This is a genomic window from Bradyrhizobium sp. WSM1743 (assembly GCF_000473065.1).
In the GTDB taxonomy this organism is placed as follows: Bacteria; Pseudomonadota; Alphaproteobacteria; order Rhizobiales; family Xanthobacteraceae; genus Bradyrhizobium.
In genome coordinates this window covers 13,711-39,388 of record NZ_AXAZ01000068.1, presented here as the reverse complement: position 1 = coordinate 39,388, position 25,678 = coordinate 13,711, and the positions used below count along the sequence as shown (strand labels likewise).

Genomic DNA, 25,678 nt, shown 5'->3' with positions numbered 1-25,678 from the left:
ATCTCCATACTGCACTGCGGTCGCGGCAGTGCGCATTTGCATATACCTCCTCTGCGCCAATCTCCCTTGGTCTTACCTTGGCAAGAGCGGCGTCAGCCTCCTAAATCAGAAGGAAATTTGCATTTCGGAAGGACCCACATGGCGGCTTCGGTACGCGACAACAAGGACAGGAGGCGCTTCGAGCTCGATGTCGGCAACGACATCGCCTTCGCCAATTACCGGCTCACGCCGTCCGCCGTGATCATCACCCACACCGAGACGCCGCGCGCACTGCGGGGCCGCGGCATCGGCTCCGAGCTGGTCAGGGGCGCGCTGGACCTGATCCGGCGCGACGGCAGGAAGGTGATCGCCGGCTGCGGCTTCGTCGTCGACTATCTCGACAGGCATCCGGAGGATGCGGATTTGGTCGCCTGAAAGCAAAAGGACCCGCGCGATCGCGGGCCCCTGCGATACGACCTGGCGATCGATCAGTGCTTGATCTCCGGCGGCAGCTTGCCGCCATTGGCGGCGAGCTTCGACATCACCTGCTTGTGCAGCCAGACATTCATGCTGGCCGAGTCGTTCATGTCGCCGCTATAGCCCAGCTCCTTGGCGAGATCCTTGCGCGCAGCGAGGCTGGAATCGATGTCGAGCGCCTTCATAAGGTCGACGATCGAGGTACGCCATTCCAGCTTCTCGCCCTTATGTGCGGCCGCCGCCTTGTCGACGATCGCGGCGACGTCGACCGCGGCCATGGGCGCGGAGGCCGGCGCCGAAGCGCTTGGTGCCCCTGCGGGCGCGCCGGGCGAAGCGGTGCCACCGGCGGGCGCGGCGGAGGCCGGCTGGTTGCCGAAGATCGCGCTCATGATTTTCCCGAAAATGCTCATGTCTGCTCCCCGAAAAGGATCCGTTGGAAGGCCTTGAGTGGCACTTATAGACGAAGTTACTGCGTCGCGCCCGCGAAGTTCCGCGAACGACCAGCAGCATCAGCTTATCTGCGGCGAAATGACGACAGAATGACGTCGTCGTGGTTGCGCCGCGACATCGAATTTCACCCAAGCGTGAGGACAGGACTCGGACTTGGGGAGTATGGTTGCCGTTCAGCTCGCGATGCCATCCGGAATTCGCGTCTGGTCGGTATCGCGAGATTTCAGAGAATGGCGGCCACTTGCGCCGTTTGCCGGCGCCGGACTCGGCCGTCCGGCAAGGGAGCTAGCGACCATGGCCACACTCTACCAGGGCAATGTCCCTACGATGGCCCAGCCCTCGGATGCGGCTGGACCAGTGATCCGAACCATCCAATTGTCCGATCTGCACGACGCGCTCAGGCGCGGCTGGGAAGACTTCAAGGCCGTTCCGAGCCACGCCATCATCCTTTGCGTGATCTACCCGGTGCTCGGCCTCGTGCTCGTCCGCGTGGTCATGGGCTATTCGGTGCTGCCGCTGTTGTTTCCGCTGGCTGCCGGCTTCGCGCTGATCGGGCCCTTCGCGGCGCTCGGGCTCTACGAGCTCTCCAGCCGGCGCGAGCGCTATGAACCGGCCAGCGCCTGGGATGCCATGGAGGTGCTGCGCTCGCCTTCGTTCGGTGCGATGCTCGGCCTCGGTACGTTGCTGCTCGCCCTGTTCGTCACCTGGGTTGCGACCGCGCAGGCGATCTATGTCGCGGCGTTCGGCTACGAGGGCGTCAGCGGATTCTCGGACTTCATGATGCGCGTGCTGACGACGCAACAAGGCTGGTGGCTGATCGTGGTCGGCTGCGGCACCGGCTTCCTGTTCGCGCTCGCCGCGCTTTGCATCAGTGTCGTCTCGTTCCCCTTGATGCTCGACCGCCATGCCGGCGCGTTCGAGTCGATGGTGACTTCGCTGCGCGTTGCCGCAAGAAACCCGGTGCCGATGGCGGCCTGGGGCCTGATCGTGGCGGCGCTGCTCGCGCTCGGCACGATACCGGCCTTCCTCGGCCTCGCCGTGGTGGTCCCCCTGCTCGGGCACGCCACGTGGCACCTCTATCGCAAAGTGATCGTATCCGATCCGGGCGCGCGGCCCTTACCGCCCCCGCCGCATCGTCCGCGCAAGCCGGCCGCTGATTTTCCGGCCAATCTCTTCCCGTGGCGGAATCGAACCGACGCTTGACGATCTCGTGACCTCCGATCCTGCCCGGCTGCGGGCAGGATCGGCCTGTCATGCGCCTTGCTTTGGCCGCGGTTACAATCAAAATTGCGCCGCCGGTCGGATCACTTCACGGAATCAATTTCATCTGATGACCCCGACGATTTCTCGTCTCGCTCTCGCAGCCTTCGCCCTCTCCGTGTCAATCCTGTCCGCCCAGCCAGCGCTCGCCGCGGCTGCCTGCGGCTCGGGCAATTTCGACGCCTGGCTTGCGGATTTCAAAACCGACGCTGCGGCGAAAGGCATCTCGCAGCAGGCCATTACTGCCGGGCTTGCCGGCGTGACGCTCGATCAGAGCGTGCTCAACCGCGACCGCTCGCAAAAGGTCTTCAGCCAGACCTTCGAGGAGTTTTCCGGCCGCATGGTGCCGCCACGCATGCAGCGCGGCTCCAACATGATGAAGCAATACGGCTCCGTGCTGTCGCGCATCGAGCAGGCCTATGGCGTGCCCGGCGAGATCTTGGTTGCGATCTGGGGTCTCGAGACCGATTTCGGCGTCAACACCGGCAAGTTCGCAACGATCCGCTCACTGGCAACGCTTGCTTATGACTGCCGGCGCTCCGAGCAGTTTCGCGCCGAGCTGATGGATGCGCTGCGCATCGTCCAGCGCGGCGATCTTGCGCCTGGTGACATGAAGGGGGCCTGGGCCGGTGAGCTCGGCCAGACCCAGTTCATGCCGTCGTCCTGGATCAAATATGCCGTCGATTTCGACGGCAACGGCAAGCGCGATCTCCTGCACAATGCGCCCGACGTGCTCGCCTCCACCGCCAATTATCTCGCCGGCTATGGCTGGCAGCGAGGCAAGGATTGGCAGCCGGGTAGCCCGAACTTCGCAGTGCTGCAGCAGTGGAACAAGAGCGAGGTCTATTCCAAGACCGTCGCTTATTTCGCAACCCAGCTGGCTCACGCCCCCTAAGCCCCACTCGGCTACACCCAGCTCCGGACCGCTCGGCAACCAGCCTCTCCAGAGGCCGGGGACGCACCTGTCTTTATACATCGTTGCGATCTCGGCTGACTGACTATCAAGGTCGGATCGGAATCAGCGACCATTTCGCATAAGAATGAACATTTATTCATTTATAGAATTCCTTGTTCTATGCGAATTACGCAGGCAAGACTTGAGTTTAGATGCTGATGGATCTGCTTTCAGATCACCCATCCGCAACATATTTCAGCAATGATAGATGTCACTCGATTTGCACTAACCTCGTGATTCCACGGCCATTTAACCACTTGAATCGTTGCATTTGCTGGCTCTTCTAGGCGGAATGCCAAAGGGTTAAGCGTGTCTTACCCGCGCTATGCACTCAGCGCCTAGCTGCATCGCAACATCGGAACTTTCGCACTGCACCACTCTCACCTATATCATTTCAACGATGGGGCCTTAAGCAAAGGCTGAATCGAACTACAGGAGACTACCAATGCTGCTCTCGCTCATCCGCATGATCCAGGCTTTCCGGGATTATCAGCGCAATGTTGCCGAGCTGTCCCAGCTCAGCGATCGCGAATTGGCCGATATCGGCCTCGATCGCTCGGACATCCCGCGCGTTGCCGCCGGTCAGTATCAGGGCTGATATCGTTCAGCCCTTCACCGGAACGGACCGATAGCGCCCGCCTCGTGCGGGCGTTGTCGTTTCCGGAGGCAGAAAACTCGATCTCGGCGATTCCACTCGTCGCCGAAAAGCGCTACCTGTCCGCCTCATGACAGGACCCCAATCCAACATTGTGCACGTGATCGGCGCCGGCCTCGCCGGTTCCGAAGCTGCTTGGCAGGTCGCCAAAGCCGGTGTGCCCGTGGTGCTGCACGAGATGCGGCCAGACCGCATGACCGAGGCGCACCGCACCGACGGACTCGCTGAGCTCGTCTGCTCCAATTCGTTCCGCTCGGACGATGCGGCCAACAACGCTGTCGGCCTGCTTCATGCGGAGATGCGCCGGCTCGGCTCGTTGATCATGCGCGCGGCCGACGCCAACCAGGTGCCCGCCGGCGGCGCACTCGCAGTCGACCGCGACGGCTTCTCGGCGACCGTCACCAAGGCGCTGAATGACCATCCCCTGATAGAGATCGCACGTGGCGAGGTCGCCGGCCTGCCGCCGGCCGAGTGGAGCAACGTCATCGTCGCCACCGGCCCCCTCACCTCCGCCCCGCTGGCTGACGCCATCCGCGAGCTGACCGACGAGAACGCGCTCGCCTTCTTCGATGCGATCGCACCGATCGTGCATCGCGAATCCATCGACATGTCGGTGGCCTGGTTCCAGTCGCGCTATGACAAGGTCGGCCCCGGCGGCAACGGCGCCGACTACATCAACTGCCCGATGACCAAGGAGCAGTATGACGGTTTCGTCGCCGCGCTGATCGCCGGCGAGAAGACCGAGTTCAAGGAATGGGAGACCAACACCCCCTATTTCGACGGCTGCCTGCCGATCGAGGTGATGGCGGAACGCGGCCCCGAGACGCTGCGCCATGGTCCGATGAAGCCGGTCGGCCTCACCAATCCGCACGATCCCGCCACGAAGGCCTATGCGATCGTGCAGCTGCGCCAGGACAACAAGCTCGGCACGCTCTACAACATCGTCGGCTTTCAGACGAAGCTGAAATATGGCGAGCAGCAGCGCATCTTCCGCACCATTCCGGGGCTGGAGAAGGCGGAGTTCGCCCGCCTCGGCGGCCTGCATCGCAACACCTTCCTGAATTCGCCAAAGTTGCTCGACGGCCAGTTACGCCTGCGCGCGCAGCCGCGGCTGCGCTTCGCCGGCCAGATGACGGGCTGTGAGGGCTATGTGGAGTCCGCCAGCGTCGGCTTGATCGCCGGTCTCTATGCAGCAGCGGACGCGCGCGGTGAGACGCTTGTCAGTCCGCCGGGTACGACCGCGCTTGGATCGCTGCTCGGACACATCACCGGCGGCCATATTGAGACCATCGAGCCGGGGACACGGTCATTCCAGCCGATGAACATCAATTTCGGCCTGTTCCCGCCGCTTGCGACGGTGCCGACCAAGAAGCCCGACGGCACGCGATTGCGCGGCAACGAGAAGACGGTGGCCAAGAAGCAGGCGCTGAGCGCACGAGCGCTCGCCGATCTCGATCGCTGGATCGCCGACCACCTGCGCATTGCCGCCGCCGCGTGAGTTTTCGATGAGCCTCCCCAAAGACGACGCCGCAGAGCTGTCGGCGCGCTGGACCGAAGGTGTGCTGCTCAAGCGCGACGTGTTTTCGACCGTCGAGCGCGGCCGCTTCCGCAGCAAGAGCAGCGAGATCGATGCGGTGCTGCGCCGGCTCGACGAGGTGCCATGGTGGTCGTTCCTACTGGCACGCCATCTGTTCGCCCGCGAGAAGCATGCGCTGGTGCGCGCCAAAGGCCTCAACGTCGGTCCCGAGCTGCTGTGGGCCGGACGCCGCGCTCTGGTGCGCGGCTTCGTCGACGGCGTCGCACTGCATCTGGCCAAGCCGCATGGCGATCTCGCCTATTTCCGCTCGGCCAAAGCCGTGCTGCGCCGGCTGCGCCGCACCGGCATCTGCCACAACGATCTCGCCAAGGAGCAGAACTGGCTGGTCGGCCGCGACGGCCGGGCCTACGTGACCGACTTCCAGCTCGCCGCGTGCTTTAACCGCCGCGGCCGGCTCTATCGCATCCTCGCCTATGAGGACCTGCGGCATCTGCTCAAGCACAAGCGCTCCTACGCGCCGGAGGCGCTGACGCCGCGGGAGCGAAAGATCCTGGCGAAGAAGTCGTTCGCCGCGAGCCTGTGGCTTGCCACCGGCAAGAAGGTCTATCGCGCCATCACCCGAGGCCTGTTCAACTTCACCGACCGCGAGGGTGGCGGCCGCCGGCTGGTCAACGACGCGCCGGTGCTGGCCGAACTGATCCGTCGGAATCCCGCCGTTCGCGACGCCGCCATCGTCGCCTTTGCCGACCGACGCTCCGGCGTCGGGCTCTATGCCTTCGTCGAAGCCGACGAGACCGCGCTCGAAGGCCAGCTCCGCAGCGAGCTTGCCGCAGCCAAGGGACCGAAGCCGCCTGAGCACATCCAGATCGTGCACGCCCTGCCGCGCAACACCAGCGGCAAGCCACGCACCGAGGTCCTGCAACTCGTCGCCATGAACCAGCTCGACCTGATCGAGCCGATGATGACGAACGAGCAGGACCGCGCCTTCCTCAAGGACATCCTGGAGCAGCGCAAGAACCTGCGCGACCGCTTCAATTTCGAGGCGAACCTGCCAACGAGCTAGCGGCGCCTTGAAGCGTCCACATTGGCGATGGAGAAGCGTTCGAACAAGGCAGGGTCGGCAAAAATTATGGGCGCTCGGGGGACGATGATACATCGTATGGCTGGCGGCATGTTCGCTGGCCTTCTGTTGCTGGCAGGCGCGCCCGCGATGGCCGACTCGCCGGCCGAGCTGATCTCGAGCTTCCGTCTCAAGCATGGTGAGGTCCGCGTCGTCCGCGATGCCACACTCGACCGCATTGCCATGGATCAGGCCCGCGCGATGGCGGCGAAGGACGATCTCAGCCACGACGCGCTCGGCCCGTTCAACCGCCGCGTCGCCCCGGCGGGCGCGGGGCGTGCCGCCGAGAACATCGCCTATGGCTACGACAATTTCGAGAAGACGCTGGGCCAGTGGATCGATTCCTCCGGGCACCGCAAGAACCTCTTGCTGCACAACGCCTCCCGCGTCGGCATTGCGAGCGCCAGGAATGCCAGTGGCAAGCGCACCTACTGGGCCATGGTGATCGCCGGCGATTACGAGCCGAAGGGCAAGGGTAAAGGCAAGAAGGACAAGGAGCCGCTGGTTGCCGTGAAGCGCGAGGCTCCGGCAAGCAAGCCCAAATCCAGCAACTGCCACATCAAGCTGCTCAGCCTCTGCATCTGAGACGAGACTAGGCCGTCTTGCTCGCGGTCCTCGAGGCGTCTAATTCATGCACGAAGGTCGCGAGAAGCGGAGGCGCAAGTGATCGACATCGACCGAATACGCGCCGAGACTCCGGCCACCTCGCGGCTCGCATACCTGCATAACGCCGGCGCGGCTCTGATGCCGGCGCCCGTTGCCGCGGCGATGAAGCAGCATATCGACCTTGAAAGCGATGTCGGCGGTTATGCCGCTGCCGACCGTGAATCCGATCGGCTCGACGCGGTCTACGGCTCGGTCGCGCGCCTGCTCAATGCCGCCCCCGATGAGATCGCACTTGTCGAGAACGCGACGGTTGCCTGGCAGATGGCGTTCTACGCGCTGCCGTTCCGCGAGGGCGACCGCATCCTGACCGCCGAGGCGGAATACGCCGCCAACTATGTCGCGTTTCTTCAGGTGGCGAAACGAACCGGCGTGACGATCGACGTCGTGCCGAGCGATTCCAGCGGCGAGCTCGACGTGCACGCGCTCGAACGCATGATCGACGCGCGCGTGAAGCTGATCGCCATCACCTGGGTTCCGACCAATGGCGGGCTGGTCAATCCCGCCGCGGCAATCGGCAAGCTCGCCCGGGCGCATGGCATTCCCTATCTGCTCGACGCGTGCCAGGCGGTCGGACAGATGGCGGTCGACGTCGAAGCCATCGGCTGTGACATGCTGTCCGCCACGGGCCGCAAATTCCTGCGCGGCCCGCGCGGCACGGGCTTCCTCTACGTTCGCCGGGCGCTGCTGCAACAGCTCGAACCGCCGATGATCGACCATTTCGCAGCGCCCTGGGTCTCGCGCGATGAATATCGGCTCCGCGATGATGCGCGCCGTTTCGAGACCTGGGAGAACAATTACGCGGCCCGGCTCGGGCTCGGCGCTGCCGTCGACTATGCGCTCGACATCGGCATGGGTCCGATCGAGCAGCGCTGCCGCCTGCTCGCGGGCCGCCTTCGCAGCGGCCTCGCCTCCATTCGCGGCATCACCATTCGCGACCTCGGCCGCTCGCCGGGCTCCATCGTCAGCTTCACGATGGATGGGTACGATGCGGACGCCATTGTTCGCAGCGCCGCTGCGGCGGACATCACCATCGGCGCTTCGGATCCGGCGAGCACCCGCATCGACGCCGAGCTCCGCGCGCTGCCGCCGCTCGTGCGGGCCTCCCCGCACTACTACAACACGGAAGCCGAGATCGATCGGCTGATCGGCCATCTGGCGGGGCTGACGCACCGATAGCTCGTACGGCCTGCGCGCTCGGACGGCATCAATCCAATCTGCCGTCACGCGTGGTGCTCATCTCAGGATCTCGTCGTCAGCGCAGATAGTTGATCGGTATCGAACCGCGCGCGCAACTCGCTGATGGCTTTCGCGTCCGGCGTTCCGCTGGCTGTCAGCCTGGCCAGTTCCTCGAAGTAACGTTCGTGCCCCGGCGGTGACACGGTCATGAGAACACGGGCGGGCCTGTCACTGACATTGGTGATGTTGTGGGGCACGCCCGGCGGAATGAAGAGATAAGTCCCGGGCGTGGCCCGTACGACCTCGCCGCCGACGTGCCATTCGCACTCACCTTCGAGCATGTAGAAGGTTTCCTCCTGCACGCGGTGAACATGGAGGCCGGTGGCAAATCCTGGCGGGACCGTCCAGTCGAACATGCTGGTGTGTCGGGTGTCCTCTCCGGTCACCAGGAAAGCCATGGGATGGCCACGCAGCGTGACGCCCCCGCTCCTGCCCGGCCTGCGGATGATCGGTTTTCCACTCATACTGTCCCTCCATGGCTCTTGGCTGCTTCGCGTAAACGGCGAGCCATGGTGCTGCGGACGTCCCGGAAAGTCCTGAATCCGTTCGGAAAATATTGCAAAATACCTGCGAATTATGCCCTTCTTGGATAATGGCCGCGATCCTTGAATTTGGTCCATTCCGCCTCGATACCGATGCGGGGATCCTGTTCCACGGCGCCGAGCCCGCCCCCCTCGGCCAGCGCGCCGTGCTGCTTCTGGCCATGCTGGTACAGCGAGGCGGAGCGCCGGTGTCCAAGGATGCACTGATCGAAGCTGCTTGGCCCGCCCGGGCAGTCGAGGAAAGCAATCTGACCGTTCAAATCGCAGCGCTGCGGCGCACCTTGGCTGCCATCTCCGGAGAGGCACGCTGGATCGAGACACTGCCGCGGCGCGGCTACCGCTACGTCGGTCCGGCCGCCACGACGCTCCCCGCAGATCGCGCGACCGCGGCCCGCGAGCAGCCATCGCTGGCACTGCCCGACCGTCCGTCAATCGCGGTGCTACCCTTTGCAAATCTGAGCGGCGATACCGAGCAAGACTACTTTGCCGACGGTATGGTCGACGACATCATCACCGGTCTATCGCGCATCAACTGGCTGTTTGTGATCGCGCGGAATTCGACGTTCACTTACAAGGGCGCTGCGGTGGACGTGAAGCAGATTGGCCGCGAGCTCGGCGTGCGCTACGTGCTGGAAGGCAGCGTCCGGAAGACCCGCGCGACTGTCCGGATCACCGGACAACTGATCGACGCATCGACCGGAATGCATGTATGGGCCGAGCGCTACGACCGCCGCTCCGAAGACATTTTCGCGCTTCAGGATGATATTGCCCTGTCAGTGGTCGGCGCCATCGCACCAAGCCTCCGGCGCGCCGAGATCAATAGGGTCAAGCGCAAGCGGCCCGACAGCCTCGATGCCTATGACCTCGTCCTGCGGGCACAGCCGGACGTCGATTCCGGCATGCCGGACCAGGTCAGGCAGGCGCTTTTGCTGCTGGAGCGTTCGATCGCCCTGGAACCGGATTATGCGCTGGCGCACGGCAACGCTGCGATGTGCCATCATTGCCTGTTCCTTCGAGCCGGCTTGCAGGAGGTCAATCGCGCAGCGTCCATTCATCACGCGCGCTCGGCGATTGCACACGGGCAGGACGACGCACTTGCCCTTACCTTGGCTGGTTTTTCGATCGGCATGGATGGCCACGATCGTTCGGCGGCGTTCACTGCGCTCGATGCTGCGCTCGCCATCAGCCCATCATCTGCGCTGACCTACATCCTCGGCAGCGTCATGCTCGGCTGGGGCGGAGATTCAGACCGTGCCATCGAATGGAGCGAGCGAGGCATACGGCTCAGTCCGTTCGATTCCTGGGCTTTCGCCGCGTTCGACGCACAGGCCCTCGGGCACTTTCATCGTGGCCGATTTGAGGAGGCGTGTCGCGCGGCCTATCGCTCGGTTCAAGCCAATCCTCGCCACAGCATCACCTATGTCCAATTGGCTGCCGCGCTGGCAAAGCTTGGACGCTTGCAGGAGGCGCGAGCGGCGGCCGCGCGGGTGCTCGAGCTGCATCCGACGTTTCGCTACGGCCGCCAATTCCAGGGGGTTAACTGCACACCAGCGCTTGCAGCGTCTCTTGGCGAGGCGCTTCGCGCTGCAGGTCTGCCAGAGTAGCGGTCAATCGGTCCATACGCGTACAAGCTCAGGTGCAGCGCGCGCTCAGTCCTGATGCGCTGAGCCTCGCCATGACCTCGTTGAGATGCGCGCTGTCACGGGTCTCGATGACCAACTGCAGCAGCGTCGCCTTGGCCGGAAGGTCGGAGAAGGTCCGCTGGTGCGAGACCTCAATGATGTTGGCGCCGGCTTCGGCCAGCAGCGCCGCCACGGCGGCCAGCTGCCCGGGGCGATCAGGAATATCGAGCGAGAGCTGGGTCAGCCGCCCCTCGCGCGCAAGCTCGCGGGTGAGGACGGAGGCGATCAGCCGCGTGTCGATATTGCCTCCGCTCAGCACCAGGCCGACCTTCTGGCCGGCAAAGCGTGACGGATCGGACATCAGTGCGGCGAGGCCGGCGGCGCCGGCGCCCTCGACAACCGTCTTCTCGATCGAGATCAGGGTCGCGACCGCGCGCTCGAGCTCGGCTTCGTTGACGAGCGCAATGTCGTTGACGAGGCGGCGGACGATCTCAGTGGTGATCTTGCCTGGCGTTTTCACCGCGATGCCCTCGGCCAGCGTGTCGCCGCGCGCCGGCAGATTGCCGTCATGGATGGCGTTGTACATCGAGGGATAGAGCCAGGCCTCGACGCCCAATATCCGCAGCGACGGCTTGATCGATTTCGCGGCAATGGCAATGCCGCTGATCAGCCCGCCGCCGCCGATCGGGACGACCAGCGTATCGAGCTCCGGGACCGCCTTGAGCATTTCCAGCCCGATCGTGCCCTGCCCGGCGATGACGAGCGGATCATCGTAAGGATGGATGAAAATCATGCCGTGCGCTTCACCGTGGATGCGCGCAAAGGCGGCCGCCTCTTCCAGCGTCGCGCCCGTGACCACCACCTCGGCGCCGTGGTGCCTGGTGTTCTCGATCTTCACCATGGGCGTGCCGATCGGCATGACAATGGTGGCGGGAATGCCGAGCCGCCTGGCGTGATAGGCGACGCCCTGCGCGTGGTTACCGGCGGACATTGCGATCACGCCACGCGTGCGCTCTTCCGGCATCAGTGCGGTGAGCCTGTTGAGCGCGCCGCGCTCCTTGAACGAGGAGGTGAACTGGAGGTTCTCGAATTTGAGCCAGATGTCGCAGCCGCAGATGCTGCTCAGCGTGCGGCTGTAGTTGCAGGGCGTCTCGACGACGGCGCCCTGGATGGTCTCGGCGGCGGCATGAATGTCACTTGGTGCGACCGGAAAGCCGCTGAGATCGGACGTGCTTTGGGACAAGTCAGCCATAGGCCAGCATAGAGCATTTGGCCGGCTCAGGCGATAAGCCAGCCTCTATTTGGTAAATTCACGTGATCGCGAGGCGCGCCACAGTGTCCAGAGCGTGCGCAGCCGCGACGATGGCTGCAGCGTGAACGGATTGCGTCCCGGGCGCGACAGGCGCTTGAGATCGGCCTGCGCCTGGCTCAGCGGCAGAAACGCCGGCCGCACCGACGGCGCTACCTGCGCCAGCAGCGACGAAGCTGCCGTCATATGCTGCCGGGCTTCACCGGCAAGCTGCTCCAGCACTGCATGGAGATCGGATGTCTCCTTGCCGGCGAAAACATCCTCCATGCTGCAATTGTGCTTCTCGAGCACTTGCTGCGGCAAGAATAGCTGCCGGTGCGCGGCATCCCACGGCAAATTGGCGACGACCTGCACGAGGCCCTGCGCCAGCCCGGCATGGCGGGCGAGATGCTCGACCACCTCCGAGGGGGGTCCCAAAACCTGCGCCGCCAAACCGAACAGCGCCGACGAGGTCGCCGCCAGATACCCCTCCAGCGCGGCCATGGTCGGCATCGGGTCGTTGTAGAGATCGAACTGGTGCTCCTCGGCAAGCAGCGACAACGGCTCGACCGGCAGGTCGAAATCCCTGACAGCGCGGAGCAGCTCGGCCGCCACGGGATTGCCCTCGGCGCTGCCATGGACATGGCCCGACAGCATATCGGTCCACCATTGCAGGCGGATCTCACCAGGCAAGGGCTGGCTCACCTGGTCGCGAACGCGGACGATCTCGACGTTGAAGGCATACAGCGCCAGCAACGCGCGGCGCTCGGCAGCGGGCGCGAACAGGGTCGCGGCGTAGCGCGGAAAGTCATGGCTGCGCACGAGATCGGCGCAGAAGGCAACGGAGTCCGGCGGCGACCCGGGGCTGCTCATGGCACGGCGATCAGCGCAGCGGCCACGCGCCGCCGCTCGCCGATCATGATGTTGTAGGTCCGCACAGCGGGGCCGGTCTGCATCGTGTCCAGCACCACCCTCACCGCCTTGAGCGCCTGACGCAGCTCCGGCGGCGGCAGCCACAACCCGGTTCCGGTGCCGACCAGGAGCGTGTCGATGCTGTTAGCGGCCGCGAAGACGCGATCCAGCGAATAGCGGTCGATCTTCTGGGGGTCCGTCACGTCCCACGCCCAGATCGCGTCCGGCAGGCAGAGCAGCGATCCCCGATGCGACATGCCTGCAAAGGCGAAGCCGCCCTTGCCATAAGCATCGATTGGCGCCGAGCGCGGGAAATGCGGAGCGTTGGGATCGCCGGCCATGAGCTTCGTCCGAATGGGCTTACTGCCCTCGCAAACTCCTGCGAGGGCATGAGGTTCGGATCATGCCTTGCTTTTCTTCGCCGGCGTATCCGTATCGGGCGCATCTTCGCGATGTTCGCCGACGCCGAGGTAGATCAGGATCGGGGCCGCAATGAAGATCGAGGTGTAGGTGCCGACCAGCACCACGCCGAACATCATCACCGCCGTGAAGCTGTGGATGGCGTGGCCGCCGAACAGCAGCAGCGCGAGCAGTGCCAGCGTCACCGTGACGTGGGTGATGATCGAGCGCGACAGCGTCGAGTTGATGGACTCATTGAGCAGCTGCGGCATCGGCATCTTCTTGTAGCGCCGCAGCATTTCGCGGATGCGGTCGTAGATGACGACGGTGTCGTTGAGCGAATAGCCGAGAATCGTCAGGAGCGCCGCGATGCTGGTCAGGTCGAAATCGACCTGGCTGATCGACATGAAGCCGATCGTGAGCACGATGTCGTGCACGTTGGCGATCATTGCGCCCAGCGCGAACTGCCATTCGAACCGGAACCAGAGATAGATCAGGATGGCGACGATCGCGAGCATCAGGCCCAGCATGCCGTAGGCCAAGAGCTCGCCGGCGACGCGCGGACCGAGCACCTCGGTGCGCTGAATGTCGACGGTGTCGCCGAGCGCGCCACGAAGCTTCTGCAGGGCTGCCTGCTGTGCGGCGTCGCCACCCGGCTGTTCCGCAACACGGATCAGGACGTTCTCGGGGCCACCAAACTGCTGCAACTGGATTTCGCCAAGACCGAGGGCGTCGAGCTTGGTGCGCATCGCCGCGATGTCGGCGGTGCCGGACTTCGCCTTCACCTCCAGCAGCGTGCCGCCCTTGAAGTCGATGCCGAGGTTCAAGCCGTGGGTGAAGAACAGCGTGATCGCAACGATCGATAGCGCGGCCGAGATCGGGAAGCTGATCCGGCGGAAGCGCGTGAAGTCGAAATGCGTATTGTCCGGAACAATGCGCAGCGACGGCAACAGGCCGAAGGCCGCGACCACGGTGAGGATGGCAATGAGGACGCCGAGCCCGATGAGAACGGTGTGAATCACGATCAGGCTCCTAGATCGGCACGCTCTGCGGCCGCTTCCACCGCACCCACCAGGCGACGATCAGCCGGGTCAGGGTGAAGGCGGTGAACACCGTGGTGATGATGCCGATGCCGAGCGTCACGGCAAAGCCGCGCACCGGGCCGGTGCCGATGTAGAACAGCACCGCGGCGGCAATGAAGGTGGTGATGTTGGAATCGAGAATGGTCGCCAGCGCCCGCTTGAATCCGGCGTCGATCGCCGAGATCGCGTTGCGGCCGCCGCGCAGCTCCTCACGGATGCGCTCGTAGATCAGCACGTTGGAGTCGACCGCGATGCCGACGGTGAGCACGATGCCGGCGATGCCGGGCAGCGTCAGCGTGGCATTGAGCAGCGACAGCAGGCCAAAGATCATGGCGACGTTGATGGCCACGGCGATATTGGCGAACACGCCAAAGAGCCGGTAGGTCACGAGCATGAACACGATGACGAGGATCGAGCCGACATAGGCCGCAAGCTCGCCCTTCTCGATTGAATCCTGGCCGAGGCCCGGACCAACGGTGCGCTCCTCGACCACCGTGAGCGGCGCCGGCAGCGCGCCGGCGCGCAAGAGGATCGCGAGGTCGTTGGCCGATTGCACGGTGAAGCTGCCGGAGATCTGGCCCTGGCCGCCGGTGATCGGCTCGCGGATCACCGGCGCCGAGATCACCTTGTTGTCGAGGACGATCGCGAACGGCAGCCCGACGTTCTCCTGCGTGGCCTGCGAGAACTTGCGCGCGCCCGAGGTGTTGAACTTGAAGCTGACGACCGGCTCACCCGTTCGCTGGTCGAAGCTCGCCTGGGCGTCGGTCAGGTCGCCGCCGGCGACCAGCACCTGCTTCTTGACCACGTAGGGCGTGGGCGGCGGCGATGCGCTCATCAGCAGCTCGGATTCCGGCGGCAACCTGCCCGCTTGCGCCTGATCCGGCGGCACGGAGGTGTCGACCATGCGGAATTCCATCTTCGCGGTCTTGCCCAGCAGCTCCTTCAGGCGCGTCGGGTCCTGGAGACCCGGGACCTGCACGAGGATGCGGTCGTTGCCCTGGCGCTGGATGACGGGCTCGACGGTGCCGAGCTCGTTGACGCGGCGTTCAACGATCTGGATCGACTGCTCGATGGTCTTGCGCATGCGGTCGAGCATCGCGGCTTGCGGGATGCTCAGGCGGATCACACCGCCGCCGGCATCAGCCACCTCAAGGTCGCGCTGACCGCTGGATCCCATGAGGCCACCCAGCGGCTGGGACAGCTCCCGCAGCTTGGCGAGTGCGGCTTGCGCATCGGTCTCCTTGGTGATGCGAACCTCGACGGCGTCGTTGCGCACGGTGACGCCACCGGTGAAGCCGATCTTGGCGTCGCGCAGCGTCCGGCGAACGTCGTCGCGGATCTGGTCCAGCCGCTCCTTCTTCACATACGCGGAGTCGACCTCGAGCAGCAGATAGGAGCCGCCCTGGAGGTCGAGGCCGAGCACGAGCCGGCGTTGCGCCCAGGCGGGCCAGGTCTTGACCTGCGCCTCGGGGAAGAAGTTGGGGACCGCGCAGAGGCACACGATCAGCGCCGTCAGGATAATCCCGAGCGCCCTCCACCGCGTGAAATACAACATCGACTGGACCTGTCAGATCAGGAGACTTGAGACTCGCGGTGAAGCGCTCACTTCGCCGCGGTGTCGTCCTTGGCGCTTTCCTTCGAGCTTTCTTTGGCCGGCTCGCCCTTGGCGCGCACGCCCGAGATCATCTGGCGCATCTGCCGCACGCGCACGCCGTCGGAAATCTCGAACTCAATCTGGTCGTCGTCGACCACCTTGGTAACCTTGCCGACGAGGCCACCCGAGGTCACGACGGTGTCGCCGCGGCGGATGTTCTTCACGAGCTCGGCGTGGTCGCGCACCTTCTTCTGCTGCGGACGCAGAATCAGGAAGTACATGATCACGAAGATCAGGGCGAACGGCAGCAGCGACATCAACATGCTGTTGGTGTCACCGGCGCCCGCGGCCTGGGCATACGCAGGGGTAATCAGCATTCGGACGATCCTCGTGAGAACGGGGGAAAGCCGGTCAGGCCCTCAGGGGCGACCGGTTCGGTCAAATTCGCGCGGACTATAGCGGCCATTGCCCCAATTGCAACGCTGCCAGACCGTCCTTTTGGGCCACCTTGCGGCGCGCCGTGAGGCCCGATAAGGCTGCGTTCTCAGGAACTTCGGACATGCCCAAAAACCATAGCAAAAGCCCGGCCGGCAAAGGCCCCCGCACCCCTGCCAGCAAGCCCGCCCGCGTCGCGGCAAAACGCCCCACGGCAGCCTCCAAAGCCATCGCCAATTCGGCCCCGGACCTCTCCCAGGAGCGCATCGTCCGCGCGCTGGAGACTATCGCGGCGCACCTCTCCGCCCGGGGCAAGCCGGCGGTCGAGGCCGAGTCGTTCGAGCGGGCGGATGCCTATGTCTGGCACCCCGACGGGCGCCTTGCGGCCGTGCCGCGGGTCAGCCGCGTCGAGCTGTTTCTGCTGAAGGGCGTCGACAGGATGCGCGACATCCTGATGGAGAACACCGAGCGCTTCGCCAATGGCCTGCCGGCCAACAACGCCCTGCTCTGGGGGGCGCGCGGCATGGGCAAGTCGTCGCTGGTGAAGGCAACGCATGCCAGCATCAACACGGAGCGCAAACCGGCCGACAAGCTCAAGCTGATCGAGATCCACCGCGAGGACATCGAGAGCCTGCCGGCATTGATGGAGCGGCTGCGGGCCTCCTCCTTCCGCTTCATCGTGTTCTGCGACGACCTCTCCTTCGACGGCAACGATGCCTCGTACAAGTCGCTCAAGGCCGTGCTCGAAGGCGGCATCGAAGGCCGGCCCGAGAACGTCATCCTCTACGCCACCTCCAATCGCCGCCATCTGCTGGCGCGCGAGATGATCGAGAACGAGCGGTCGACCGCGATCAATCCCGGCGAAGCGGTCGAGGAGAAGGTCTCGCTGTCGGATCGCTTCGGCCTCTGGCTCGGCTTTCACCGCTGTAGCCAGGACGAATACCTCGCCATGGTGCGCGGCTATTGCAGCCATTTCGGCATCGACATCGACGACGAGGCGCTGGAGCGCGAAGCGCTCGAATGGTCCACAACGCGCGGCTCGCGCTCGGGCCGTGTTGCCTGGCAGTTCGTGCAGGAGCTGGCGGGACGGCTCGGCGTGAAGCTGATGGCGCAGTAGCGGGAGCTGTCTCCTCGCCCACAACTGTCATTCCCCGCGAAAGCGGGGAATCCAGTACGAGACAGTTATGATCGATCGAGAGGCCGCGGCGTACTGGGTCGCCCGGTCAAGCCGGGCGACGACACCGTTCGTGCGGAGGCTACGTGGGCCTCACGCCCCATTCAGGAACTGAAGCGGGTCAACCGGGCTCGATCCCTTGCGGATCTCGAAGTGGAGCTGCGGCGACGCCACCTCCCCGGATTGACCCGACTTGGCAATGACCTGGCCGCGCTTGATGGTATCGCCGCGCTTCACCAACAGCTCACTCGCATGGGCATATGCGGTGACGTAGCCGTTGGAGTGCCGAACCAGGACCAGATTGCCGTAACCTTTCAGCTCGTTGCCGGAATAGGCGACGACGCCGTCTTCAGCCGCCTTGACCGGTGTCCCCTCGGGCACCGCGAGATTGATGCCGTCATTGGACTTGCCATTGGTCTTGGCGCCGTAGCTCGTGACCACCTTGCCGCGCACCGGCCAGCGGAAGGTCGGCAGCGCGCCGGTGGCCTCCGCGGCCTTCGCCGGCGTCTCCGCGGGCTTCTCTTCGACATTGGCCGTGGCCTGAGCCAGACGCGCGCTCTGCACGGGTGCGGCAGCAGCGGCCATCTTGGTGGCGGGGGCCGGAGCAGCCGCTACGGGCTGGAGCGTTCCGGCCACCGGAGCAGCCCCGACCGGAGCCGCAGCAACCGGCGCCGCGACGGCCGCGGTTTTCGCGCCGGGTACGGTCAGCTTGGTGCCGAGCTTGAGTTTTGCAGACGGATCAAGACCGTTGGCACGGGCGAGCTCAGCCGCCGAGATATGGTTCTTGCGGGCGATGCTGGCGAGCGTGTCGCCGGCATTGACGAAGTGGGTGCTCGACGGTGCAGCAACCGCAGCAACCGCAGCAACCGGCTTCGCCGCAGGCGCCGCCGCGACGGGCGCCGACGCGGGGGCTGCGGCCGCCGTCGCCGGATGCGGGATGATCAGCTGCTGGCCGGGCGAGAGCGCCCGCGGGCCCTTGTAGCCATTGGCGGCAAGGATCGCCTGCGGCGTGACGTGATAGCGCTTGGCGAGCACGTCGAGCGTATCGCTGGTGCCGACGATGATCTTGGTCCCGCCGGCCGGCTGGGCGGCCGCAACCGAGCGCGGCGGCACGGTGGCCGTGGTCTCCAGGTGCGGCTGCGCCGGGGGCGCATAGGAGCTGACGCCGCGCCCGCCACCGGACACGCCGCCGCCAGAGGCAACCGGATAGGATTGCGGCGCGGACACCGCCGGCGGCGGCAAGGGCTGCGACTGATAGTAGCCGGGCTGCGTTTGCGGCCGCGCATATTGCGGCAGCTCACGCTGCGGCGGCGGCGCTTGCTGCACCGATCCCGTTTGTTCGGAAGCGAAGGGATTGGAAAAATTTGACTGGGACAGCCGCGACGACATGTCGGCGCTGCACCCTGCAAAGCTGAAGGAGATCAGCGCCAGCACCGCGACCTGCGGCACGCGGCGCGAGTAAAGCAACTCGGCGACAGCGGACATGGTTACTCACTCGTACGCAACAGAACTGGTGTTTTAAGTAAACACGCGCCGAGTAAATAACGGCTTAACCCTCCCAATAAGATGTTGGCGGCGCAGCTGATCCGGGATTCTACAGCTCCCGCGCCACGCCGGGCAGTGCCGGCACGAAGCGGACCTCGACGAGTTCCTTACGCTCGATCCCGGTTTCGCTGCGGGTCAGGCGGGTCAGCGTCTGAACGCCCTGATGTGGGCCGACGGGGGCGATCAGGATGCCCCCGACCTCCAGCCGCTCGACCAGGTTCTCCGGAATCTGCTCCATCGCGGCGGTGACGATGATGCGATCGAACGGGCCGATATTGGGAGGCAGGTTGAGACCGTCGCCGAGCATCACCTCGACATTGTGACAATCGAGCTTTTCGAGCCGGGCGCGGGCCGTGTCGGCGAGCTTGCGATAGCGCTCGACGGTCAGCACCTGGCCGGCGAGCCGCGACAGCACGGCCGCCTGGTAGCCGGAGCCAGTGCCGATCTCGAGCACGCGGTGCTGCTTCTGGAGCTGAAGCTGCTCGGTCATATAGGCGACGACGAAGGGCTGGCTGATGGTCTGCCCACAGGCGATCGGCAGCGCGCTATCGCGATAGGCACTGTCGCGATCGGCCTCGTCGACGAAAAGCTCGCGCGGCACCTCCTCCATGGTCCGCAGCACGGCCTGATCGCTGATGCCCCGACGCCTCAGCGTCAGCTGAAACATCATCTTTGCCGGCGGGTGCTGATGGGACGTCATTGCTGCTGCTGTTGTTGATCTCGTCTGGCGGATCGCCGTACTGCACCGCAAGAATCCGAGACGAGAATCTTGTTCCAGCTCAGGAACTCATGATAGCCTTTCGGCGCAGCATTTGACCACAATCGGGCTATCAACGCGCTAAGCCATTTGCAGGTTTGGGTTCGCCGAAACGCGCATTGCGTCGCTTATCGTTATCTGCGAACGTTCGCGAGAATGGGCAAGGACTCACCTATGACTGCGACAGGGCTTTCGGGCCGCTCTGTTTTCCTCGTCGAGGACGAGGTCATGATCAGAATGATGGTCGCGGACATGCTGGAGGAGCTCGGCTACAAGGTTGCCGCCGAGGCGGGCGACATCACCGAGGCCATGCGGCTTGCGCAATCCACCGAGTTCGACCTCGCCATTCTGGACGTCAACGTCAACGGCAAGGTCATTTCGCCAGTGGCCGATGTCATCATGGCGAAGGGCTGCCCGTTCATCTTCGCCACCGGGTACGGCTCCTCCGGCCTGCCCGAACAGTACCGCGACCGGCCGGCGCTCCAAAAGCCGTTTCAGCTCGACGCGCTCGGCAAGACCATCGAAGCCGCGCTTCGCGGCGGCTAACCCTATTTCAGTATGAGGCCCAGCTCTTCCGAAAATGCTTCGTCGGTGCGGTCGAGCCTGAGCGGAGTGACCGAGACGTAGCGCTCGCGCAGCGCCGCGAGATCGGTGCCGTCGGCAGGCGTATCGAGCATCGCGGTGCGTTCGAAGCCGATCCAGAAATAGGGATTGCCGCGGCCGTCCTTGCGCTCGTCGATCCTGAGGAAGCCGAGATTGCGCTTGCCTTGGCGTGTGACGCGGATGCCCAGCACATCCTCCGGTGGGCAGGACGGGAAGTTGACGTTGATGACGGTATCCTTCGGAACGCCGGCGGCGATCACCTTGCGCAGGATGTCGGGCCCGAATTTGCGCGCGGTGTCCCACGGCGGCCGTTCGCGGGTCTCGACGCTGAACTCCTGCGACAGCGCGAATGACGGTAACCCCAAGATGGTGCCCTCCAACGCGCCGGCAATGGTGCCGGAATAGACGACGTCCTCGGCGACGTTGCGGCCCTTGTTGACGCCGGACAGCACGACATCGGGCAGCTTGGCACCCAGGATATGGCGGGCCCCCATAATGACGCAGTCCGTCGGCGTGCCGCGCACGGCGAAGTGGCGCGGGCCGACCTCGCGCAGGCGCAAGGGATCGTTCAGCGACAGCGAGTGCGACACGCCGGACTGGTCGAGCTCGGGCGCCACTACCCAGACGTCGTCCGACAAGGCGCGCGCGATCTCCTCCACGACCTTGAGGCCGGGGGCGTGGATGCCGTCGTCATTGGTGCAGAGAATGCGCATGCGAAAGGTTCGATTCCTGAATGCGGGTCCGAGCCGTCTTATCCGGCTAGGGCCGATCAGGCAAACCGGACAATTGCGGTCCAGCCGCAGGTTCCCGGCCCGGTCCCGCTAGCGGCGAATGCGCCATTGCGGCAGGAAGCGCGCGAGCCGGCCCTCCGCACGCAGTTGCATCGCCGGCACGACTGGACTCTCGACGGGAGCCTCGATGACGCCGAGCGCCTCCAGCTGCGCGACGAACGGGTCGGAGCTCGGTGCCTGCGGAAAGCGTTCGCGCGCCACCGTTAGCGCCTTGTCGAAATCCGCAGCGTTGACTCCGGGCTTGGCCCGTCGGCTCTGCACGAGATCGTCGTCCCAGAGGCGCGCGATCTCGATGTCGAGCACGCCGCGCAGGCGCTGATCGATGGCCTGGATCCCGGCACCCGTCACCGCCCATTGTCGGCCGACCCAGAAGATGTCGCGGTGCAAGGCCATGAACGGTGGGGTTCGCGTTGAGAGGGCCGGCAGGATAGCGGGCCGCCCGATCTTCGCAACGCGATTCTCGTCATGCCGCGTTTTCGGACGCGAACCGGTGCCCACTTCGCGGGAAAACGCTTTAGTCGCGCCCGATCACCTTCAGCCCGCCCATATAGGGCTGGAGCACGTCGGGGACCGCGATCGAGCCGTCCTCCTGCTGATAGGTCTCCATCACCGCGATCAGCGCGCGGCCGACGGCGGTGCCGGAGCCGTTCAGCGTGTGCACGAAGCGCGGCTTGCCGTCGGGTCCGCGCGAGCGCGCATCCATGCGCCGCGCCTGGAAATCGCCGCAGACCGAGCAGCTCGAGATCTCGCGGAACATGCCGCCGTCGCCCTGCCCGGGCATCCAGACCTCGATGTCGTAGGTTTTTTGCGACGAGAAGCCCATATCCCCTGCGCAGAGCGTCATCACGCGATAATGCAGGTCGAGCTGGCGCAGCACTTCCTCCGCACAAGCCAGCATCCGCTCCAGCTCGTCCTTGCTCGTTTCCGGCGTCGTGATCGAGACCAGCTCGACCTTGGTGAACTGATGCTGGCGGATCATGCCACGGGTATCGCGCCCGGCGGCGCCGGCCTCGGCGCGGAAGCAGGGCGTCAGCGCGGTAAGGCGCATCGGCAATTGCTTCTCGTCGAGGATGGATTCGCGCGCGAGATTGGTGAGCGACACTTCAGCGGTCGGGATGAGGCCGAGGCGCTCGGTCTTGAGCCGCTCGTGATCGGGCGAGGCGAGCAGCTCGCCCTTGATCGCCCAGAACTGATCGTCCTCGAACTTCGGCAATTGCCCGGTGCCGAACATCACCTCGTTACGCACCAGCAGCGGCGGGTTGATCTCGGTGTAGCCGTGCTCATTGGTGTGCAGGTCCAGCATGAACTGGCCGATCGCACGTTCAAGCCTTGCAAGCCCCTTCTTCAGCACGACGAAGCGCGCGCCGGAGAGTTTTGCCGCCGCCTCGAAATCCATGTAGCCGAGTGCGGTGCCGAGATCGTCATGCAGTTTTGGCGCGAAGCTGTAGTTGCGCTTGTTGCCGAACACGTGGTGCTGGACATTGCCGTGCTCGTCGACCCCATCAGGCACTTCGTCGAACGGAATGTTCGGGATCGCGGACAGCTCTTTCGTCAGCTCATCGTCGGCGGCTTTCGCAGCCGCTTCGAGCTCCGGCATCGTCGTCTTGAGGTCGGCGACTTCAGCCATCAGCTTCGCCGCACGCGCCTCGTCCTTGGCCTTCTTGGCGTCGCCGATCTCCTTGGACGCCGCATTGCGCCGCGCCTGCGCCTGCTCCGAAGCCAGAATCGCCGCACGCCGCCTCTCGTCGATCGCGAGCAGCGAGGCCGACATCGGCTTCAAACCGCGCCGTGCGAGGCCGGCGTCAAAGGCTTGCGGATTGTCGCGGATCGATTTGATGTCGTGCATGGCTGTGGTCCTGGATCAGCGCGTAAATAGTCAACGTTTATGTTGACAACTTACATCGGCGCGTCCTCCCCTAGCACTCTGTCATCGCCCGCGAAAGCGGGCGATCCAGTATTCCAGAGACGGGAGTGATTCTCCGAGGGGCCGCGGCGTACTGGATTCCCCGCCTTCGCGGGGAATGACGGCGGAGAATGGGGTGCCCTACTCCGCCGGCTTGGCCGGCGTCGATACGTCGGTGCCGGTGGCTTGCGATGAAGCCGCCGCCTTCTTCTCCACCATCGCCACCGCGATGATCGAGCCCTCGTACAGCGCCAGCAAGGGGATTGCCAGCGAGCACTGGCTGAGCACGTCGGGCGGCGTCAGCACGGCCGCGATCACGAAGGCGATCACGATGAAGTAGCGGCGCTTCTCGCGCAGCATTTTCGAGGTCACGATGCCGATGCGGCCGAGCAGCGTCAGGATCACCGGGAGCTGGAAGGCGATGCCGAAGGCGAAGATCAGCGACATCATCAGCGACAGATATTCGCCGACCTTGGGCAAGAGCTGGATCTGCGCGGTCTCGTCGCTGCCGGCCTGCTGCATGCCGAGCGAGAAGCGGACCAGCATCGGCAGCACGACGAAATAGACCAGCGCCGCGCCCAGCACGAAGAAGAACGGGGTCGCGACCAGGTACGGCAGGAAGGCCTGCTTCTCGTGCTTGTAGAGACCGGGGGCGACGAACTTGTAGATCTGCGTCGCCACGATCGGGAATGAGATGAAGCCGGCGCCGAACAGCGCGAGCTTGAGCTGGGTGATGAAATATTCCAGCAGCGCCGTGTAGATGAACTTGGAATTCTCGGGACCTGCGACCCACACGAACGGCCAGACCAGCACGTTGTAGATCTGCTTGGCGAAGAAGAAGCAGAAGATGAAGGCAACGCCAAAACCCAGCAACGCCTTGATCAGCCGCGAGCGCAGCTCGATCAGATGGTCCATCAGAGGGGCTTTGCTGGCTTCGATATCGGCGTCGGTCATGACGCTTTGGCGTCCTTGATCGCCTCGGATGGCGCGGTGTCCTGCGCGACCTTTGCCTGCTCGACCTCACGGGTGATGGCAAGCGGCTCGTTCACGGCCTCATGCGCCTCGGCTTCGACGAAGGTCTCGGGCGTCGGCGCCTCCGGAGTGGTTGGCGTCGCCGGCGGTTCGACGGCGGTGGCGGCCGACGTCTCTGCCGGCTTGTCCAGCGCATCGACGCGGAGCGCGTCGCTGACGTCCTTCTGGAGCGAGGTCAGCGGATTGAACCCTGTGGCGGCTTCCTTGACCTCGTCGAAGCTCTTCTTGAGGTCGGCCATCTCGGCCTCGCGCATCGCTTCCTGGAATTGGCCCTGGAATTCGGCGGCCATCTTGCGGGCCTTGCCCATCCACTGCCCGACCATGCGCAGCACGCCCGGCAGCTCTTTCGGGCCGATGGCAATCAGGGCCACGACCCCGATGAGGACCAGTTCACTCCACCCGATGTCGAACATGAGGTCTTCCGTTCACGCCAGCCGGAGCCGGCCCAATCCTCGCGCGCAGGATCAGGGCCGCCACCCGTGTCTCGCGTGCTCTCTGGCTCAGACGGCCTTGCTGCCGACGTCGGACCGTGCCGCGGTCGGCGCAGCATTGTGCTCGATCGACTTGGCCGGCTCAGGCTTCTCGGCGGGCTTGTCGTCGTCCTGCATGCCCTTCTTGAACGCCTTGATGCCCTGCGCCACGTCGCCCATCAGATCCGAAATCTTGCCGCGGCCGAACAGCAGCAGGACCACTGCGATCACCAAGATCCAGTGCCAAATGCTGAGTGAACCCATCCTGCAACCCTCCAAACGCGCATGGCCGGGGACCCGGCCGATCTTCACCGAAACCTAGGCTTGGCAGGGCTTAAAAACAAGGACCAAGGCGGCGCCAATTCGCTGTCGGCGCTACGCAATTTTGCTAGTGTTAACCGGTCGCAGGGCCCCGTAGACGAACGGGCGTCACTCCTCGCTTCCGCCTTCGCTGCCACCCTCATTGCCGCCTTCAGACGTCTCGGGCTCGACCGCAGGCGCTAGCGCGAGATCGAGGTCCTCGCCCGGTTCCAAGGGATCCTCGTCCTCGCGCAGAGCCGGGTCATCGGACGGCGTCGGCACGCTAAATCCGGTGGGCAGGCGCGAATCCAGGAGGCCCGTGCCCTTCAGCTCTTCTAGGCCCGGCAGGTCGCCGAGCTGTTCCAGGGTGAATTGCGACAGGAATTCCTCGGTGGTTCCGAAGGTCAAGGGACGGCCGGGCGTCTTGCGGCGGCCGCGCGGCTTGATCCAACCGGTCTCCAGCAGCACGTCGAGCGTGCCCTTTGAGGTGACAACACCGCGGATCTCCTCGATCTCGGCTCGTGTCACCGGCTGGTGATAGGCGATGATCGCCAGCACCTCGATCGCGGCGCGCGACAGGCGCCGGGTTTCGGTGCTCTCCCGCGTCATCAGCCAGGCGAGGTCGCCGGCGGTGCGGAACGTCCATTTGTTGGCGACGCGGACGAGGTTGACGCCGCGTGAGGCATAGTCGGCCTGCAATTGCTCGAGTGCAGCCTTGACGTCGACGCCCTCGGGCATGCGCTTGGCCAGCGTTGCCGTATCCAGCGGTTCACTCGAAGCGAACAGCAGCGCTTCCAGCAGCCGCAATTCCTCGGGACGTGCCTGGGATTCGTTCTCCATCGGCTCGGCCTCTTCTATCCGCACTTCAGCCAGGCTTGCCATGGCAGATTCTCC

28 protein-coding genes are annotated in these 25,678 nt (G+C 64.8%); 11 read left to right on the top strand and 17 right to left on the bottom strand.

Annotated features, from left to right (window positions below):
* Positions 1-138: 138 nt before the first annotated feature.
* Positions 139-414 carry a GNAT family N-acetyltransferase gene (locus YU9_RS0130755; protein ID WP_027576242.1) on the top strand — a complete coding sequence of 92 codons (276 nt, stop codon included), beginning with the start codon at positions 139-141 and terminating at the stop codon, positions 412-414.
* Positions 415-467: 53 nt separating this feature from the next.
* On the opposite strand, the gene YU9_RS0130750 is transcribed toward YU9_RS0130755, so the two are convergent.
* Complete coding sequence (locus tag YU9_RS0130750; RefSeq protein ID WP_027576241.1) at positions 468-866, bottom strand: DUF3597 domain-containing protein; 399 nt, start codon at positions 864-866, stop codon at positions 468-470.
* Positions 867-1,200: 334 nt separating this feature from the next.
* Here YU9_RS0130750 and YU9_RS0130745 point away from each other — a divergent pair, with 334 nt between their 5' ends.
* The 7 genes from YU9_RS0130745 (at position 1,201) to YU9_RS0130715 (ending at position 8,275) form a co-directional block, all read left to right on the top strand.
* The gene (locus YU9_RS0130745; protein WP_027576240.1) at positions 1,201-2,109 is read left to right on the top strand and encodes a DUF2189 domain-containing protein; all 909 of its coding nucleotides are present in this window, start codon (positions 1,201-1,203) and stop codon (positions 2,107-2,109) included.
* A 127-nt stretch (positions 2,110-2,236) separates the two neighbouring features.
* Entirely contained in the window at positions 2,237-3,061 is an 825-nt protein-coding gene (locus YU9_RS0130740) for a lytic murein transglycosylase (protein ID WP_027576239.1), read from the top strand.
* A 505-nt stretch (positions 3,062-3,566) separates the two neighbouring features.
* Positions 3,567-3,719: a DUF1127 domain-containing protein gene (locus YU9_RS46405; RefSeq protein ID WP_007590701.1), complete on the top strand. Its 153-nt coding sequence runs from the start codon at positions 3,567-3,569 to the stop codon at positions 3,717-3,719.
* Between the two features lie 127 nt (positions 3,720-3,846).
* Complete coding sequence (gene trmFO, locus YU9_RS0130730) at positions 3,847-5,274, top strand: methylenetetrahydrofolate--tRNA-(uracil(54)-C(5))-methyltransferase (FADH(2)-oxidizing) TrmFO (RefSeq protein WP_027576238.1); 1,428 nt, start codon at positions 3,847-3,849, stop codon at positions 5,272-5,274.
* A gap of 7 nt (positions 5,275-5,281) precedes the next feature.
* Positions 5,282-6,376 (top strand): serine/threonine protein kinase, encoded by a 1,095-nt coding sequence (locus YU9_RS0130725; protein ID WP_027576237.1) that lies wholly within the window; start codon positions 5,282-5,284, stop codon positions 6,374-6,376.
* Between the two features lie 66 nt (positions 6,377-6,442).
* The gene (locus YU9_RS0130720; RefSeq protein ID WP_156952225.1) at positions 6,443-7,018 is read left to right on the top strand and encodes a CAP domain-containing protein; all 576 of its coding nucleotides are present in this window, start codon (positions 6,443-6,445) and stop codon (positions 7,016-7,018) included.
* A 78-nt stretch (positions 7,019-7,096) separates the two neighbouring features.
* On the top strand, positions 7,097-8,275 hold the full coding sequence (locus tag YU9_RS0130715) for an aminotransferase class V-fold PLP-dependent enzyme (protein ID WP_027576235.1): 1,179 nt from the start codon (positions 7,097-7,099) through the stop codon (positions 8,273-8,275).
* A 62-nt stretch (positions 8,276-8,337) separates the two neighbouring features.
* Here YU9_RS0130715 and YU9_RS0130710 read toward each other — a convergent pair whose 3' ends face one another.
* Positions 8,338-8,799 carry a cupin domain-containing protein gene (locus YU9_RS0130710; protein WP_027576234.1) on the bottom strand — a complete coding sequence of 154 codons (462 nt, stop codon included), beginning with the start codon at positions 8,797-8,799 and terminating at the stop codon, positions 8,338-8,340.
* A 128-nt stretch (positions 8,800-8,927) separates the two neighbouring features.
* Here YU9_RS0130710 and YU9_RS0130705 point away from each other — a divergent pair, with 128 nt between their 5' ends.
* A complete protein-coding gene (locus YU9_RS0130705; RefSeq protein ID WP_027576233.1) occupies positions 8,928-10,481 on the top strand; it encodes a winged helix-turn-helix domain-containing protein in 1,554 nt (517 codons plus the stop codon).
* 28 nt (positions 10,482-10,509) lie between these two features.
* Here the strand turns inward: YU9_RS0130705 and YU9_RS0130700 are convergent, their stop codons facing one another.
* Genes YU9_RS0130700 through yajC form a run of 6 tightly spaced genes read right to left on the bottom strand, consistent with a single transcriptional unit; the run spans position 10,510 to position 16,151 of the window.
* Complete coding sequence (locus YU9_RS0130700; protein WP_027576232.1) at positions 10,510-11,751, bottom strand: threonine ammonia-lyase; 1,242 nt, start codon at positions 11,749-11,751, stop codon at positions 10,510-10,512.
* A gap of 45 nt (positions 11,752-11,796) precedes the next feature.
* Positions 11,797-12,660, bottom strand: coding sequence for a phytoene/squalene synthase family protein (locus YU9_RS0130695; protein ID WP_027576231.1), 864 nt, complete (start codon positions 12,658-12,660; stop codon positions 11,797-11,799).
* Positions 12,657-13,040, bottom strand: a complete 384-nt coding sequence (locus YU9_RS0130690) for an Mth938-like domain-containing protein (RefSeq protein WP_027576230.1) — start codon at positions 13,038-13,040, stop codon at positions 12,657-12,659. Before YU9_RS0130690 ends, YU9_RS0130695 begins: the two co-directional genes overlap by 4 nt.
* Positions 13,041-13,100: 60 nt before the next feature.
* A complete protein-coding gene (secF, locus tag YU9_RS0130685; RefSeq protein WP_027576229.1) occupies positions 13,101-14,120 on the bottom strand; it encodes a protein translocase subunit SecF in 1,020 nt (339 codons plus the stop codon).
* 10 nt (positions 14,121-14,130) lie between these two features.
* Positions 14,131-15,735 carry a protein translocase subunit SecD gene (gene secD, locus YU9_RS0130680; protein ID WP_027576228.1) on the bottom strand — a complete coding sequence of 535 codons (1,605 nt, stop codon included), beginning with the start codon at positions 15,733-15,735 and terminating at the stop codon, positions 14,131-14,133.
* A 47-nt stretch (positions 15,736-15,782) separates the two neighbouring features.
* Positions 15,783-16,151: a preprotein translocase subunit YajC gene (yajC, locus tag YU9_RS0130675; RefSeq protein ID WP_027576227.1), complete on the bottom strand. Its 369-nt coding sequence runs from the start codon at positions 16,149-16,151 to the stop codon at positions 15,783-15,785.
* A 182-nt stretch (positions 16,152-16,333) separates the two neighbouring features.
* On the opposite strand from yajC, the gene YU9_RS0130670 reads away from it, so the two are divergent.
* On the top strand, positions 16,334-17,326 hold the full coding sequence (locus YU9_RS0130670; RefSeq protein ID WP_027576226.1) for an ATP-binding protein: 993 nt from the start codon (positions 16,334-16,336) through the stop codon (positions 17,324-17,326).
* Between the two features lie 150 nt (positions 17,327-17,476).
* Here the strand turns inward: YU9_RS0130670 and YU9_RS0130665 are convergent, their stop codons facing one another.
* A complete protein-coding gene (locus tag YU9_RS0130665) occupies positions 17,477-18,868 on the bottom strand; it encodes a LysM peptidoglycan-binding domain-containing M23 family metallopeptidase (protein ID WP_027576225.1) in 1,392 nt (463 codons plus the stop codon).
* 109 nt (positions 18,869-18,977) lie between these two features.
* Positions 18,978-19,628, bottom strand: a complete 651-nt coding sequence (locus YU9_RS0130660) for a protein-L-isoaspartate(D-aspartate) O-methyltransferase (RefSeq protein ID WP_027576224.1) — start codon at positions 19,626-19,628, stop codon at positions 18,978-18,980.
* A gap of 231 nt (positions 19,629-19,859) precedes the next feature.
* On the opposite strand from YU9_RS0130660, the gene YU9_RS0130655 reads away from it, so the two are divergent.
* Positions 19,860-20,231 (top strand): response regulator, encoded by a 372-nt coding sequence (locus YU9_RS0130655; protein WP_027576223.1) that lies wholly within the window; start codon positions 19,860-19,862, stop codon positions 20,229-20,231.
* A 2-nt stretch (positions 20,232-20,233) separates the two neighbouring features.
* Here the strand turns inward: YU9_RS0130655 and surE are convergent, their stop codons facing one another.
* The 7 genes from surE to scpB form a co-directional block, all read right to left on the bottom strand.
* Entirely contained in the window at positions 20,234-21,001 is a 768-nt protein-coding gene (gene surE / locus YU9_RS0130650) for a 5'/3'-nucleotidase SurE (protein WP_027576222.1), read from the bottom strand.
* A 108-nt stretch (positions 21,002-21,109) separates the two neighbouring features.
* Positions 21,110-21,472: a hypothetical protein gene (locus YU9_RS0130645; RefSeq protein WP_027576221.1), complete on the bottom strand. Its 363-nt coding sequence runs from the start codon at positions 21,470-21,472 to the stop codon at positions 21,110-21,112.
* A 121-nt stretch (positions 21,473-21,593) separates the two neighbouring features.
* Positions 21,594-22,925 carry a serine--tRNA ligase gene (gene serS / locus YU9_RS0130640; RefSeq protein WP_027576220.1) on the bottom strand — a complete coding sequence of 444 codons (1,332 nt, stop codon included), beginning with the start codon at positions 22,923-22,925 and terminating at the stop codon, positions 21,594-21,596.
* Between the two features lie 198 nt (positions 22,926-23,123).
* Complete coding sequence (gene tatC / locus YU9_RS0130635; protein ID WP_027576219.1) at positions 23,124-23,936, bottom strand: twin-arginine translocase subunit TatC; 813 nt, start codon at positions 23,934-23,936, stop codon at positions 23,124-23,126.
* Positions 23,933-24,427 carry a Sec-independent protein translocase protein TatB gene (gene tatB, locus YU9_RS0130630; protein ID WP_027576218.1) on the bottom strand — a complete coding sequence of 165 codons (495 nt, stop codon included), beginning with the start codon at positions 24,425-24,427 and terminating at the stop codon, positions 23,933-23,935. Before tatB ends, tatC begins: the two co-directional genes overlap by 4 nt.
* Before the next feature lie 87 nt (positions 24,428-24,514).
* Positions 24,515-24,748: a twin-arginine translocase TatA/TatE family subunit gene (locus tag YU9_RS0130625; protein ID WP_018642198.1), complete on the bottom strand. Its 234-nt coding sequence runs from the start codon at positions 24,746-24,748 to the stop codon at positions 24,515-24,517.
* 165 nt (positions 24,749-24,913) lie between these two features.
* Positions 24,914-25,666, bottom strand: a complete 753-nt coding sequence (gene scpB, locus YU9_RS0130620) for an SMC-Scp complex subunit ScpB (RefSeq protein WP_027576217.1) — start codon at positions 25,664-25,666, stop codon at positions 24,914-24,916.
* Positions 25,667-25,678 lie beyond the last annotated feature (12 nt).